This window comes from Pseudomonas sp. R43(2017) (assembly GCF_002112345.1).
Taxonomy (GTDB): domain Bacteria; phylum Pseudomonadota; class Gammaproteobacteria; order Pseudomonadales; family Pseudomonadaceae; genus Aquipseudomonas; species Aquipseudomonas kribbensis.
In genome coordinates this window covers 348,201-363,539 of record NZ_NEHJ01000007.1, presented here as the reverse complement: position 1 = coordinate 363,539, position 15,339 = coordinate 348,201, and the positions used below count along the sequence as shown (strand labels likewise).

Below are 15,339 nucleotides of genomic sequence, written 5' to 3'. Positions count from 1 at the left end.
ACCCCAGCATGAAATTTTGCAGCCAGTGCGGCAACCCGGTGACCCAGCGCATTCCCGAAGGCGACTCGCGGCTGCGATTTGTCTGCGACAGCTGTCAGACCATTCACTACCAGAACCCCAATATCGTGGCCGGCTGTGTAGCGACCTGGGGCAGTAAAGTCCTGCTCTGCCGCCGCGCCATCGAGCCACGTCTCGGTTACTGGACGCTGCCCGCCGGTTTCATGGAGAACGGCGAGACCATCGAACAGGCTGCCATCCGCGAAACCGCCGAGGAAGCCTGCGCCCGGGTGCGCAACCTGAGCATCTACACCCTGATCGACGTGCCGCACATCAGTCAGGTGCATGTGTTCTTTCGTGCCGAGCTAACAGACCTGGATTTTTCCGCCGGCCCCGAGAGTCTCGAAGTGCAACTGTTCGACGAAGCGCAGATTCCATGGGACGAGCTGGCTTTCCGCACGGTGGGCCGTACCTTAGAATGCTTCTTCGCTGACCGCCGCGCCGAGACTTACCCCGTGCGCTCGGAATCGATTCCGCCGCTCGCTCAACCGGCCATCACTTGATTTCAGCGCCAGCCGGCCGATAACCCGCGTGCGCAGCCCGCGACAGCGCCTGCATAAGATCTATAAATAAATTATCTGCATCACCTTCTGGGGAATCGTTTCAATGCGCTGGTTGCTTGCCCTGTTTTGCCTGTCGTTCGTCACCGTCTCCCAAGCGTCGTTCGTGACCACCGTGACGCCTTCGAACACCCCGCTCATCGAAAAAATACTGGTGCTCAAATCGGCTCATCAACTGCAGTTGATCGCCGACGGCAAACCGCTCAAGAGCTATCGCATTTCCCTGGGCAAGGGCGCGAAGAAAGGTCCGAAACTGATTGAAGGCGATAAACGCACACCCGAAGGTTTCTATTGGATCGACTGGCGCAAGACCAGCGACAAATTCAACCTGTCGATGCACATCTCCTACCCGAACATCAGCGACTCCGCCCGCGCCCGCCGCGAAGGCGTCGAGCCCGGCGGCATGATCATGATCCACGGCACGCCGGATTCCGCAGAGAACCCGGAAAACCTGTTCCACACCCTGGACTGGACCGACGGCTGCATCGCCATGCGCAACGTCGACATGCGCGAAGTCTGGAACCTGGTGCCGGACGGCACGATGATCGAAATCCGCCCCTGATTCTGTCACCAGGGCACCTGCTCTCCCCGGGCCGCGAAGCGGCCCTTCCCCCTGACCATTGGTCGCCCGCAAAAAAATAAATACAAAAGATCGCAGCCTGCGGCAACGCCTGAACGGTGATACCACTTTCACCCGCCGGAACTGCCGCAGACTGCGATCTTTTGCATTTCAGCACCCACCTCTAATACCACTTGAAACCACCCGCCCTCAAACACCCGATTCCAAAGGACCAGAGGCATTTCCACTGCGTTGACATGGTATTCAAGTGGTATTAGTTTTCGCCGAAACAGCGAGCGACAACAATTCAATATCAGCTCCGGAAGTGCCTGCATGAACGATCTCCACGCCCTGCGCCCTGACGACTCCCAGCCGACGCCGCTGTACCTGCAACTGGCGCGCAACCTGGAAGCGGCGATTCATGCCGGCCAGTGGAAAGCCGAACAGGCGATGCCGTCGGAGCGCAATCTCAGCGAGATGCTGGGGATTTCCCGGGTCACCGCGCGCAAGGCCCTGGAAGTCCTGCTCGATCAAGGTTTGATCCGCCGCCTGCAAGGTTCCGGCACCTTCATCACTCCGCGCCTTGAACAACCGCTGTCGCGTCTGTCGGGTTTCAGCGAAATGCTCCGTCTCAAGGGTTTCGTGCCCAGCTCGCAATGGCTCGAGCGTGAAATCACCCTGCCCACCCACGAAGAATTGATCCGCCTCGGCCTGTCGCCGAACGACAAGGTCGCGCGCATGAAACGCCTGCGCAAGGCCGACGACACGGTGATGGCCATCGAGATGAGCACCCTGCCCGCCTCGATCATGCCCAAGCCACAAGTGGTGGGCGATTCGCTCTACGAACACCTCGACAGCATCGGCAAGCCGATCGTGCGCGCCTTGCAGCACATCCAGGCGATCAACGCCTCGGACGAGTTCGCCGCGCTGGTCGGCATCGCCCCCGGCACCGCGATGCTGCTGATGACCCGGGTCGGCTACCTGGAAGACAACACGCCGATCGAAGTCACCGACACCTATTGCCGCAACGACTACTACGACTTTGTTGCAGAGCTGCGCCGCTGACCGGCAGCCAGGCCAAACGAGAGAAGCGAAATGTCCGAAGACAACATCCTCACCGCTGACGGCTGGATTCGCGGCCGGCTGATCCACGAACACGGCAGAGTCGTGTCCATCGAAGGCGTGCCCTGCGATCCGGCGGACAACGACCTGCCTTACCTGCTACCGGGTTTCATCGACCTGCACGTTCACGGCGGTGGCGGCAAAGACATCATGGAAGGCACCAGCGCCTTCGAGACCATCACCCGAACCCACGTGCGTTTCGGCACCACCTCGCTGCTGGCCACCACCATGACCGCGCCGAGTGCCGAGATTGCCAGCGTGCTCAAGGATGTCGGGGAATTCTGCGAGCAGCGTCCGAAAGGCGCCGCCCGGGTACTCGGCGTTCACCTCGAAGGCCCGTACATCAATCCCGGCAAACTCGGCGCGCAGCCGAACTTTGCCCACACCGCATTGATGGCCGAAGTTGAAGAGTATCTGGCACTGGCACCGATCCGGGTGATCACCATCGCCCCGGAAATCGCCGGTCACGGCGGTTTGATTCGTGAACTGAGCCGCCGAGGCATCCGCATGCAGATCGGCCACACCCTCGGCAGTTACGAAGAAGGTGTCGCCGCTCTCGAGGCCGGCGCCACCAGTTTCACCCACTTGTACAACGCCATGAGCCCGCTGCATCACCGCGAACCGGGCATCGTTGGCGCGGCACTGGCCCACGCCAAATTCGCCGAACTGATCCCGGACTTGCTGCACGTGCACCCCGGCGCGATCCGCGTGGCCCTGCGCTCGATTCCGTGCCTGTATTGCGTCACCGATTCGACCGCCGCCGCCGGCATGCCTGACGGCGAGTACAAGCTGGGCAGCCACACCGTCACCAAATGCCTGGGCGGCGTGCGCCTGCCGGACGGCACGCTGGCCGGTAGCACCCTGACCATGGATCAGGCCCTGCGCAATCTGGTGAAGATCGGTCTGCCGATCGCCGAGGCCTCGCAACGTCTTTCGCAATTCCCCGCCGACTACCTCGGCATCACCGAACGCGGGCGCCTTGCACCTGGCGCCTGGGCCGACTGCGTGCGGCTGGATCGCTCACTCACACTGACCGCCGTCATGGTCGAAGGAGAAGACATTGACTTCAAAAATGCTTGAGGAGGCGCTGTCCTCGTTCGAGGCCGTGCAAGCCCAACTGCAACAGCTCGATGCTTCGATGATCGAGATCGCCGGGCGCCTGCGTCGTCAGCCGCCGCAAGTGGCGATGACCGTCGCCCGTGGCAGTTCCGATCATGCGGCGAGCTACTTCGCCTACCTGACTATGCAGCAACTGGGGATTCCGGTGGCATCGCTGCCGATGTCGGTGGTGACCATGCAGCAGGCGCCGTTGAAGGTCAGCGGCCAGGTCGCGTTCGCGTTTTCCCAGTCGGGCCAGAGCCCGGATCTGGTCAACAGCCTGCGTCTGCTGCGCAAGCGCGGCGCCTTGAGCGTGTCGATGGTCAACGCCTCCGATTCGCCGTTGGAGGCCGCGTGCGAATTCAGCCTGCCTCTGCTGGCCGGCACCGAAAGCAGCGTCGCCGCGACCAAGAGTTTTATCGCCACCCTCAGCGCCAGCGCACGCCTGATCGCCCACTGGAAAGAAGACGGCGAATTGCTGGAGGCGCATAACGCCTTGCCCGAAGGCTTGCGTGATGCCGCGCAACAGGACTGGAGCCCGGCCATCGACGCCCTGCGCGATTGCGAGCGCCTGATGGTGATCGGCCGTGGCGCCGGATTTGCCATCGCCCAGGAAGCCGCATTGAAATTCAAGGAAACCTCGGCGATCCAGGCCGAAGCCTTCAGCAGCGCCGAAGTGCGTCACGGCCCGATGGCCCTGATCGACGCCAACTACCCTTTGCTGGTGTTTGCCCCGCGCGGCGCCGAGCAGGCCGGCCTGCTGAGCCTGGCGGCGGAAATGCGTCAGCGTGGTGCCCGTGTACTGCTGGCGGCGCCGGATGATGTGCTCGAACGCGACCTGACCCTGAGCCGTGCCGAACACCCGGCGCTCGATCCGATCCTGGCGATCCAGAGCTTCTACGTGATGGCCGCCAACCTGGCCGTGGCACGTGGCATGGACCCGGATCAGCCGCGCCATCTGAGCAAAGTCACCCGTACGCACTGAGTCCGAACCGAACGTTTTCCTGATGAGACCGAGCCATGCACAACAACAATAAAGAGCTGACTTTAAGCGCCCCGCTCAGCGGCCCGGTGCTCACGCTCGCCAAAGTTCCGGACGCGGTGTTCGCCAGCGGCGCGATGGGCGACGGCATTGCCATCGATCCGCTGAACGACACACTTTATTCGCCTTGCGCCGGCTTGGTGATCCACGTCGCCCGCACTGGCCATGCGCTGACCGTGCGTGCCGACAACGGCGCAGAAATCCTCCTGCACCTGGGGCTCGATACCGTCGAGTTGCAGGGCGAAGGTTTCTCGATGCTGGTCAAGGAGGGCACCCGGGTCAGCAGTGGCCAGCCATTGCTGCGCTATGACCTGGACAAGGTCGGCCGCCAGTGCAAAAGCCTGGTCAGCCTGTTGATCCTGACCAACAGCCAGGATTTCCAGGCGCGTCCCATCACTCTGAAAACGGTGAAGGTCGGCGAACCGCTGCTGCACATCGTCGCCCGCCACAGCACGGCGGCGAATGCGGAAGAATCCGGCGGCCCGGAAGTTTACGGTCATGTGCGGGTCGCCCATCGTGGCGGTCTGCATGCGCGTCCGGCGGCGTTGATTCGCCAGACGGCGCAAGGCTTCAAGAGTCAGTCGCAGCTGCATTTCGCCGGCAAATCGGCACCGTGCAACAGCCTCATCGGTTTGATGGGCCTGGCGATTGGCGAACAGGACGAAGTGCAAGTCAGTTGCCAGGGTTCCGACGCGCAAGCGGCGTTGCAAGCCTTGCTCACTGCCTTGGCCACCGCCCTGCCGGAGGATCATCACGCCGCTGCACCGGTTGCTGCCGCGCCGCGCAATCGCCCGGCCGAGGCCGGCGTGTTGCACGGTGTTTGCGCTGCACCGGGCTTGGTCGGCGGGCCGCTGTTTCGCCTGAACGCGATCAGCCTGCCGACGGATACAGGCAATCATCAGCCCGAGCAACAATTGCAGATCCTCGATACGGCGCTGAATCAGGTTCGCAGCGAAATCGACGGCACACTCGCCCAGGCGAAAAAACAGCGCAACGCCGACGAAGAAGCGATCTTCGCCGCGCACCTCGCATTGCTGGAAGACCCGGCCCTGCTTGACGCCGCGCAGCAATCGATTGAAACCGGCACTGCGGCGACTCACGCCTGGAGTCAGTCCATCGACGTGCAATGCGAAGTGCTGCAAAACACCGGCAGCCCATTGCTGGCTGAGCGCGCCAACGATCTGCGCGATTTGAAACAACGGGTGCTACGCGCGCTGCTCGGTGAAGCCTGGCATTACGAAGTGCCGGCCGGTGCCATCGTCGCCGCTCACGAACTGACGCCGTCGGACCTGCTGCAACTGAGCGCGCAAGGTGTCGCCGGCTTGTGCATGGCCGAAGGCGGCGCGACTTCCCACGTGGCGATTCTGGCCCGGGGCAAAGGCCTGCCGTGCATGGTCGCACTGGGCTCGGCGCTGCTTGATCAAACGCAAGGCCAATCGGTGGTGCTCGATGCCGACGGCGGACGCCTCGAACTGACACCGGACACCGAGCGCCTGGCCGAAGTCCAACAAGCGCAAATCGACCGTCAGCAACGTCGCGATGCCCAGCAAGCCAAAGCCCATCTGCCGGCTGAAACCCGCAACGGCGTGGCCATCGAAGTGGTCGCCAACGTCGCCTCCAGCCATGAAGCGGCGGATGCGTTTGCCAACGGCGCCGATGGCGTCGGCCTGCTGCGCACCGAGTTCCTGTTCGTCGATCGCCACACCGCGCCGGATGTCGAAGAACAGCGCGCCGCCTATCAAGCGGTGATCGATGCCATGGGCGACAAGTCGGTGATCATCCGCACCATCGACGTCGGTGGCGACAAACAACTCGACTATCTGCCGCTGCCAGTGGAGGCCAACCCGGTGCTCGGTCTGCGCGGTATTCGCCTGGCCCAGGCCCGCCCGGAAATCCTCGATCAGCAACTGCGCGCCCTGCTGCAAGTCAGCCCGCTGCAGCGCTGCCGGATCCTGTTGCCGATGGTCACCGAAGTCGACGAACTGCTGCACATCCGCCAGCGGGTCGATGCGCTGTGCCTGGAACTGGGCATCAATCAACGTCCGGAAATCGGCGTGATGATCGAAGTCCCGGCCGCTGCGCTGCAGGCCGAACAACTGGCCGAACACGCGGACTTCCTGTCCATCGGCACCAACGACCTGTCGCAATACACCTTGGCCATGGACCGCGACCACGCCGGCCTCGCCGCACGGGTCGATGCCTTGCACCCGGCGCTGCTGCGCCTGATCGCCATGACCTGCGAAGGCGCGGCGGTGCACAAGCGTTGGGTCGGCGTATGCGGCGCCCTCGCTTCCGATCCGCTGGCGACGCCGGTGTTGATCGGTCTGGGCGTGACCGAACTGTCGGTGAGCCCGGTACAAATTGGTGAAATCAAGGATCGCGTGCGCCAGCTGCACGAAGCCGAATGCCAACGCCTCGCCCGGGACTTGCTCAAGCTGAGCAGCGCCGCCGCGGTGCGTCATGCCTGTCATCAACATTGGCCTCTGCGCTAACAAAAACAACAAGGACAAACGCCATGTACCAACTCTTCATCGAAGGCCTGCAACGCCTCGGCCGGGCGCTGATGCTGCCGATCGCGATCCTGCCGATCGCCGGCCTGCTGCTGCGCCTGGGCGACACTGACCTGCTGAACATCGCGATCATCCACGACGCCGGCCAGGTGATCTTCGCCAACCTGGCGATGATCTTCGCCATCGGCATCGCGGTGGGCTTCGCCAAGGACAACAACGGCACCGCAGGTCTGGCCGGGGTGATCGGCTATCTCGTGATGATCTCCACCCTGAAGGTGCTCGACGCCAGCATCAACATGGGCATGCTCGCCGGGATCGTCAGCGGCCTGATGGCCGGCGCGCTGTACAACCGCTTCAAGGACATCAAGCTGCCGGAGTACCTGGCGTTCTTCGGCGGCCGGCGTTTCGTGCCGATCGTCACCGGTTTCGCGGCGGTCGGTCTGGGCGTGGTGTTCGGCTACATCTGGCCGCCGATCCAGCACGGCATCAACAGCTTCGGCAGCCTGATGATGGAAAGCGGCAGCTTCGGCGCCTTCGTCTTCGGCGTGTTCAACCGCCTGCTGATCGTCACCGGCCTGCACCACATCCTCAACAACATGGCGTGGTTCGTGTTCGGCAACTTCACCGACCCAACCACGGGTGCGCTGGTGACTGGCGACCTTTCACGCTACTTCGCAGGTGATCCGAAGGGCGGCCAGTTCATGACCGGCATGTTCCCGATGATGATCTTCGGCCTCCCCGCCGCGTGCCTGGCGATGTACCGCAACGCCCTGCCGGAACGGCGCAAGGTGATGGGCGGGATCTTCCTGTCGATGGCCCTGACCTCGTTCCTGACCGGCGTCACCGAACCCATCGAATTCGCCTTCATGTTCCTAGCACCGTTGCTGTATCTGGTGCATGCGCTGCTGACCGGCCTGTCGATGGCAATCACCAACGCCTTGAACATTCATCTGGGCTTCACCTTCTCCGGCGGTTTCATCGACATGGTGCTGGGTTGGGGACGTTCCACCAACGGTTGGCTGGTGATTCCGGTAGGCCTGGCTTATGCGGTCATCTATTACGCGGTGTTCGATTTCTGTATCCGCCGCTTCAACCTGAAGACGCCGGGGCGTGAAGACGTTGCCACCGCCGACAAAGCGGTCCTGACCGAAAACGAACGTGCCGGCGCTTACATCAAGGCACTCGGTGGCGCGGAGAATCTGGTCACCGTCGGCGCGTGCACCACGCGGTTGCGACTGGAAATGGTTGATCGCAACAAGGCGTCTGATGCTGACTTGAAAGCGCTGGGTGCGATGGCTGTTGTGCGTCCGGGCAAGGGTGGGAGTTTGCAGGTGGTCGTCGGGCCGATGGCCGACAGCATTGCTGATGAGATTCGACTGGCGATGCCGGCGTTGGGGCGTGCCGTAGTGGCGGCACCTGTTGCCGTCATCGAAACCATCGAACCCGTAACGGTAGCCACACCGTTGGCACAACAGTGGCTGACTGCTCTGGGCGGAAGCGACAACGTGCTGCAACTCGACTGCATCGCCATGAGCCGGATTCGCCTGCAACTGGCCGATGGCAAGATGTTGTCGGAAAGCCGATTGAAAGAGCTTGGATGTCTGGGTGTGAGCGCACTGGAGGATGGTGTTTGGCACCTGCTGGTGGGCGAGCGGGCGCAGAGCTTGAGTGCGGCGCTGGAGGGGTTGGTTAATCGGAGTGAGGTGAGTGCGAAGGTTTAGTTCGCTGATCCCCATCCATATATTCAAACTGAAAAACAAAAAGCCTGAGAGCCTGTTGATCATCGAATGCTCAACAGGCTTGTTCTTTAAATACCGCTGTAGATTGCGTTGTTTCAACCTCCATCCCGTATATTCAGTTTTTTAGATCTTTCCCTGTATCGCTGCCAACTAGATGCAAATAACCGTTAGCTTTCCCGCATATAATTATAAACTCTAAAAAACTGTCATTTTTTACAGGTTAAATTTAGTTCGACAGGTTTCAAGATCTAGATGTGTGTCTGCACCGCAGACAAAGCTCTGGAGGTCACCTTCATGCCAGTTTCTAAAGAAGAAATTGTAGAAGCTGTGAGTGCAATGTCCGAAGTTGAATTAAAAGAGATGGTTAAGGCATTCGAGGAGAAATTCGGCGTTAGTGCTGCTTTTGCTGCTCCTGCTAATCCTCTACCTGATCAATCTAGTCCACTAACGGACGCACTGAACAACATCGTTACTTTGGCAAAGAATAATGAGAAGGACAGTGCTCCCTAGGCATATTCGTTTCAATGAGATTTTTTGCCCTAATAGCGAACGGTTTCCAACCAAATGTAGGCGTGTCTAGTCCTGAAATAGGTGTAAACCTTATTCAGGACTAGACAGCGTTCGAAAAAAACCGCTTTGCATCAGGGTAGCGGCTTTTTTGCGGCCAGAAGATCAAAACTCCTCCAACCGCCAAACCTCATAAGCCGGCGTCTCGTAAGGATGGCTCAACTTAAGAGCCGCCACTACCGCGCGAATCAACTCATCACCAACGACAAGCTCAACCTTCCACTCCTCGACCCGCTCAACCCGCCCCGCCTCACCAATAAACGGCTGACTGCCATCCAAAGGTCGAAACTGGCCCAGACCAAGCACCTGCCACGCACAGTGGTCATAGTCACCAATCCGCCCGCCACCGGCAGCGAATACAGCGCCCTTGACCACCTCGACATGGCTGTCGGGAACAAAAAACGCGAGCTTGTACACAGCGCTTAGTTCACCCACACACGAGCGTTACGGAACATGCGCATCCACGGAGCGTCTTCGTTCCAGTCTTCCGAACGCCACGAGTTCTGCACGGCGCGGAACACACGCTCCGGGTGCGGCATCATGATCGTTACACGGCCATCACGGCTGGTGAGGCCGGTGATCCCGCGCGGCGAACCGTTCGGGTTGGCCGGGTAGGCTTCGGTGACCTTGCCGTGGTTGTCGACGAAACGCATCGCCACACAACCGGACAGATCGGCTTCGAGCAGTGCCTCTTCGCTTTCGAATTCGGCATGGCCTTCACCGTGAGCGATGGCGATCGGCATGCGCGAACCGGCCATGCCCTGCAGGAAGATCGAGTTCGATTCCTGGATCTGCACCATCGCCACGCGCGCTTCGAACTGCTCGGAGCGGTTGCGCACGAAGTGCGGCCAGAACTCGCTGCCCGGGATCAGCTCGTGCAGGTTGGACATCATCTGGCAACCGTTGCACACGCCGAGAGTGAAGCTGTCGTTACGTTCGAAGAAGCCCTGGAACGCATCGCGGGCACGGCTGTTGAACAGTGCGGACTTGGCCCAGCCTTCACCGGCGCCGAGAACGTCGCCGTAGGAGAAACCACCGCAGGCCACCAGACCTTTGAACTCGTTCAGGTCGACACGGCCGGCCAGAATGTCGCTCATGTGCACGTCGATCGCGTTGAAACCGGCGCGGTCGAACGCGGCCGCCATTTCCACCTGACCGTTGACGCCCTGCTCACGCAGCACGGCAACCTGTGGGCGAATGCCTTTCTTGATGTAAGGCGCGGCGATGTCCTGGTTGACGTCGTAGCTCAGCTTGACGCTCAGGCCCGGGTTGTCTTCTTCCAGCAGCACGTCGAATTCCTGCTGGGCGCAGTCAGCGTTGTCGCGCAGACGCTGGATCTGGTAGCTGGTCTCGGCCCACTGACGCTGCAGCAGACGACGCTGGCCTTCGAACACGGTGTCACCGTTGAAGGTGATGTTGATCTGGCCGTTGTTGATCGGCTGACCGATCACGGAAACGCAGTCGCCCAGACCGGCCGCGCTGAATTGCGCGAGGATGTCCGGCGTGGCGTCCTGGCGAACCTGGATCACCGCACCCAGTTCTTCGTTGAACAGGATGGCGGCGATTTCAGCGGCGTTTTCCGCAACGCTGTCGAGGTTCAGGCTCAGGCCGCAGTGGCCGGCAAAGGCCATTTCCACCACGGAGGTCAGCAGACCACCGTCGGAACGGTCGTGGTACGCCAGCAGGTGACCGTCGGCGTTGAGGCCCTGGATCACTGCGAAGAACGCTTTCAGGTCTTCGGCGTCGTCGACGTCCGGAGCCTGCTTGCCGAGCTTGCCGTGAACCTGCGCGAGGATCGAGGCGCCCATGCGGTTCTGGCCGCGACCGAGATCGATCAGGATCAGGTCGGTGGTGCCCTTGTCCATGCGCAGTTCCGGGGTCAGGGTCTGACGGATGTCAGCCACTGGCGCGAAACCGGTCACGATCAGGGACATCGGCGAGGTGACGGTCTTGTCTTCGCCATTGTCGTTCCAGCGGGTGGCCATGGACATGGAGTCCTTGCCCACCGGAATGGTCAGGCCCAGTTCAGGGCACAGTTCCATGCCGACCGCTTTCACGGTGTCGTACAGACGCGCGTCTTCGCCCGGGTGGCCGGCAGCGGACATCCAGTTCGCCGACAGTTTGATGTCGGAGAGCTTGTTGATGCGCGAGGCGGCAATGTTGGTCAGGGTTTCGCCGATGGCCATGCGGCCCGACGCCGGAGCGTCCAGCAGCGCCAGCGGAGTGCGCTCGCCCATTGCCATCGCTTCACCGGTGTAGACGTCGAAACTGGTGGCGGTGACGGCCACGTCGGCCACCGGAACCTGCCATGGGCCGACCATCTGGTCACGGGCCACGAGGCCGGTGATGGTGCGGTCGCCGATGGTGATCAGGAAGCTTTTGCTCGCCACGGCCGGGTGATGCAGGACGCGCTCGATGGAATCGGCGATGTCGAGGTTCGACGGATCGAAGTCATCGCCCAGCTCGGCTTCGCGAACCACCGAACGGTGCATGCGCGGCGCCTTGCCCAGCAACACTTCCAGTGGCATGTCCACCGGGTTGTTGCCGAAGTGGCTGTCGGTCACGGTCAGTTGCGGCTCGGCGGTGGCTTCACCAACGACAGCGAACGGGCAACGCTCACGTTCACAGATGGCCTTGAAGCGCTCGAAGTCGGCCGGGCCGACCGCCAGAACATAACGTTCCTGGGATTCGTTGGACCAGATTTCGTGCGGGGCCATGCCCGGCTCGTCGTTTGGAATGTTGCGCAGTTCGAAACGGCCACCGCGGTCGCCGTCGTTGACCAGCTCCGGGAAGGCGTTGGACAGACCGCCCGCACCCACGTCGTGGATGAAGCTGATCGGGTTCTTGTCGCCCAACTGCCAGCAACGGTCGATGACTTCCTGGCAGCGACGTTCCATTTCAGGGTTTTCACGCTGAACAGAAGCGAAGTCCAGATCTGCCGAGCTGGTGCCGGTGGCCATCGAGGAAGCAGCGCCGCCGCCGAGACCGATCAGCATCGCCGGGCCGCCGAGGACGATCAGCTTGGAGCCGACGACGATCTCGCCTTTCTTGACGTGCTCTTCACGGATGTTGCCCATGCCGCCAGCCAGCATGATCGGCTTGTGATAACCGCGAACTTCGTCACCGTGCGGAGTGGTGATCGACTGTTCGAAGGTACGGAAGTAGCCGGTCAGGGCCGGACGACCGAATTCGTTGTTGAACGCGGCGCCGCCCAGCGGACCTTCGATCATGATGTCCAGCGCATTGACGATGCGTTCAGGCTTGCCGTACGGCACTTCCCACGGCTGCTCGAAGCCCGGGATCTGCAGGTTCGACACGGTGAAACCGGTCAGGCCGGCCTTCGGCTTGGCGCCACGGCCGGTTGCACCTTCGTCGCGGATCTCGCCACCGGAACCGGTGGACGCGCCCGGGAACGGAGCGATCGCGGTCGGGTGGTTGTGGGTTTCGACCTTCATCAGGATGTGCACCGGCTCCTGCACCGCGCCGTACTGGCGGGTTTCCGGATCCGGGAAGAAGCGGCCGGCAACGTTGCCGACGATCACCGAAGCGTTGTCCTTGTAAGCGGACAGCACGCCTTCGCTGTGCATCTGATAGGTGTTCTTGATCATGCCGAACAGGCTTTTTTCCTGGCTCTCGCCGTCAATATCCCAACTGGCGTTGAAGATCTTGTGGCGGCAGTGCTCGGAGTTGGCCTGGGCGAACATCATCAGTTCGATGTCGTGCGGGTTGCGCTTGAGACCGTTGAAGGCGTTGACCAGGTAGTCGATTTCGTCTTCGGCCAGGGCCAGGCCCAGCTCGACGTTGGCCTTCTCCAGCGCGGCGCGGCCACCGCCGAGGATGTCGATGGCGGTCAGCGGCTTCGGCTCGGCGTGGCTGAACAGACCGGCAGCCTGTTCGAGGTTGCCCAGAACGATCTGGGTCATGCGGTCATGCAATACGTCTGCGATCTGCTGCGCCTGAGCGTCGCTGAACTGACCGGCCACATAGAACGCGATACCGCGCTCCAGGCGCTGGATCTTGCTCAGGCCGCAGTTGCGGGCGATGTCGCTGGCCTTGCTCGACCATGGCGAGATGGTGCCGAAACGCGGCAACACCAGGAACAGACGACCGGTCGGCTCTTGTACCGGAACGCTTGGACCGTACTTCAGAAGGCGCGCAAGCACCTGCTGTTCGTCGCCGGTCAGGACGCCGGTGACTTCGGCGAAGTGAGCGAATTCAGCATACAGGCCACTGACAGCTGGAACCTTCTGGCTCAGTTGCTCAAGGAGTTTGCTGTGGCGAAAGGCAGAAAGGGCAGGAGCGCCGCGCAGGATCAACATCTTCGGGACAGCCTCGGGAAGGGGTGTGCTTTGAGGCCGTGCATTCTAGCCTAAACCGCCCTCAACATCACCCGAAACGCTACGCACGGTTGCACTCGGACCTCAATCTGTGTTTCTGCCTCTGAAGTCAGATTTAAAGCCTGCGGGACAACAGCTTATTTTTTCTGTCACAAAATGCTGTCCGGCCCCATTCCTGCGGGGTTGCGGGCGCTTTTTCAATCGCTAGCAGACTACCCCTCCACTGTCGAGATATGGCGCCCGTTGCGCTTTGCGTATACTGCGCACATGTTTTCCCCAACGGCTTTGCGTCCGCGGTACGCCAAATGGCTGATCGCTACCGGACTCTTCCTGATGCTCAGTGGCTGTGTTGATAAACCCAACACACTCGAGCGCGTAAAGGAGGATGGTGTGCTGCGGGTGATCACCCGTAACAGCCCCGCCACCTACTTTCAGGATCGCAGCGGCGAGACCGGCTTCGAATACGAGCTGGTGAAGCGCTTCGCCGACGATTTGGGGGTGGAACTGAAGATCGAGACCGCCGACAACCTCGACGACCTGTTCGACCAGATCGGCAAACCCAACGGCCCGGTACTGGCCGCCGCCGGTCTGGTCAGCAGTGAACAGCGCAAGAAGCAGGTGCGCTTCTCCCATTCCTACCTCGAAGTCACCCCGCAGATCATCTATCGCAACGGCCAGTCCCGGCCGACCGACGCCAGTGAGCTGGTCGGCAAAAAGATCATGGTGCTCAAGGGCAGCACCCACGCCGACCAGCTCGCCGAGCTGAAACAGAAATATCCCGGGATCGAATACGAAGAGTCCGACGCCGTCGAAGTGGTCGACCTGTTGCGCATGGTCGATGAAGGCCAGATCGACCTGACCCTGGTTGACTCCAACGAAGTGGCGATGAACCAGGTCTACTTCACCAACATCCGCGTCGCCTTCGACCTCGGCGATGCCCGCAGCCAGAGCTGGGCGGTGGCCGCCGGCGAAGACAACAGCCTGCTCAACGAGATCAACAGCTATCTGGACAAGGTGCAGAAGAACGGCACCCTGCAACGCCTGAAGGACCGCTACTACGGCCACGTCGATGTCCTCGGCTACATGGGCGCCACGACCTTCGCCCAGCATTTGCAGCAACGCCTGCCCAAGTACGAACAGCACTTCAAGACCTACGCCAAGAAAGAGAAAGTCGACTGGCGCCTGCTCGCGGCCATCGGTTATCAGGAATCGCTGTGGCAACCGGCCGTCACTTCGAAGACCGGCGTACGCGGTCTGATGATGCTGACCCAGAACACTGCGCAGGCCATGGGCGTTTCCAACCGCCTGGATCCGAAGCAGAGCATCATGGGCGGCGCGAAGTACCTGGCCTACATGAAGGATCAACTGGATGACTCGATCCAGGAGCCGGATCGTACGTGGTTTGCACTGGCTGCCTACAACGTCGGCAGCGGCCACCTGGATGACGCGCGCAAACTGGCGTCCCGGGAAGGCCTGAACCCGGACAAGTGGCTGGATGTGAAGAAGATGCTGCCCCGCCTGTCGCAGAAGCAGTGGTACAGCAAGACCCGCTATGGCTACGCCCGTGGCGGCGAGCCGGTGCATTTCGTGGCGAACATCCGTCGCTACTACGACATCCTGACCTGGGTGACTCAGCCGCAGCTTGAAGGCGATCAGGTCGCCGAAGGCAATCTGCATGTGCCGGGGATCGACAAGTCCAAACCGGCGCAGGAAAACCCGCCGCTCTGATAAACACTGCGGGAACCAGC

General features: G+C 61.4%; 11 protein-coding genes. 9 read left to right on the top strand and 2 right to left on the bottom strand.

Features of this window, described 5'->3' with window-relative positions; translation table 11 throughout:
- Positions 1 to 8 precede the first annotated feature (8 nt).
- The 8 genes from CAG02_RS21320 (at position 9) to CAG02_RS21280 (ending at position 9,197) form a co-directional block, all read left to right on the top strand.
- On the top strand, positions 9 to 560 hold the full coding sequence (locus CAG02_RS21320; protein WP_085711655.1) for an NUDIX hydrolase: 552 nt from the start codon (positions 9 to 11) through the stop codon (positions 558 to 560).
- 103 nt (positions 561 to 663) lie between these two features.
- Complete coding sequence (locus CAG02_RS21315) at positions 664 to 1,179, top strand: murein L,D-transpeptidase family protein (protein WP_085711656.1); 516 nt, start codon at positions 664 to 666, stop codon at positions 1,177 to 1,179.
- A gap of 330 nt (positions 1,180 to 1,509) precedes the next feature.
- A complete protein-coding gene (locus tag CAG02_RS21305; RefSeq protein WP_007954613.1) occupies positions 1,510 to 2,241 on the top strand; it encodes a GntR family transcriptional regulator in 732 nt (243 codons plus the stop codon).
- A 30-nt stretch (positions 2,242 to 2,271) separates the two neighbouring features.
- Positions 2,272 to 3,378 (top strand): N-acetylglucosamine-6-phosphate deacetylase, encoded by a 1,107-nt coding sequence (gene nagA / locus CAG02_RS21300; protein WP_085711658.1) that lies wholly within the window; start codon positions 2,272 to 2,274, stop codon positions 3,376 to 3,378.
- The gene (locus CAG02_RS21295; RefSeq protein WP_139831898.1) at positions 3,359 to 4,381 is read left to right on the top strand and encodes an SIS domain-containing protein; all 1,023 of its coding nucleotides are present in this window, start codon (positions 3,359 to 3,361) and stop codon (positions 4,379 to 4,381) included. Before nagA ends, CAG02_RS21295 begins: the two co-directional genes overlap by 20 nt.
- A gap of 35 nt (positions 4,382 to 4,416) precedes the next feature.
- Positions 4,417 to 6,930 carry a phosphoenolpyruvate--protein phosphotransferase gene (gene ptsP / locus CAG02_RS21290; RefSeq protein ID WP_085711660.1) on the top strand — a complete coding sequence of 838 codons (2,514 nt, stop codon included), beginning with the start codon at positions 4,417 to 4,419 and terminating at the stop codon, positions 6,928 to 6,930.
- Positions 6,931 to 6,953: 23 nt separating this feature from the next.
- Positions 6,954 to 8,669 carry an N-acetylglucosamine-specific PTS transporter subunit IIBC gene (gene nagE, locus CAG02_RS21285; RefSeq protein ID WP_085711661.1) on the top strand — a complete coding sequence of 572 codons (1,716 nt, stop codon included), beginning with the start codon at positions 6,954 to 6,956 and terminating at the stop codon, positions 8,667 to 8,669.
- Between the two features lie 312 nt (positions 8,670 to 8,981).
- Complete coding sequence (locus tag CAG02_RS21280) at positions 8,982 to 9,197, top strand: hypothetical protein (protein ID WP_085711873.1); 216 nt, start codon at positions 8,982 to 8,984, stop codon at positions 9,195 to 9,197.
- Positions 9,198 to 9,359: 162 nt separating this feature from the next.
- Here the strand turns inward: CAG02_RS21280 and CAG02_RS21275 are convergent, their stop codons facing one another.
- Positions 9,360 to 9,671, bottom strand: coding sequence for a YqfO family protein (locus tag CAG02_RS21275; protein ID WP_085711662.1), 312 nt, complete (start codon positions 9,669 to 9,671; stop codon positions 9,360 to 9,362).
- A 5-nt stretch (positions 9,672 to 9,676) separates the two neighbouring features.
- The gene (purL, locus tag CAG02_RS21270) at positions 9,677 to 13,573 is read right to left on the bottom strand and encodes a phosphoribosylformylglycinamidine synthase (protein WP_085711663.1); all 3,897 of its coding nucleotides are present in this window, start codon (positions 13,571 to 13,573) and stop codon (positions 9,677 to 9,679) included.
- 285 nt (positions 13,574 to 13,858) lie between these two features.
- Here purL and mltF point away from each other — a divergent pair, with 285 nt between their 5' ends.
- Positions 13,859 to 15,319 (top strand): membrane-bound lytic murein transglycosylase MltF, encoded by a 1,461-nt coding sequence (gene mltF, locus CAG02_RS21265; protein ID WP_085711664.1) that lies wholly within the window; start codon positions 13,859 to 13,861, stop codon positions 15,317 to 15,319.
- Positions 15,320 to 15,339 lie beyond the last annotated feature (20 nt).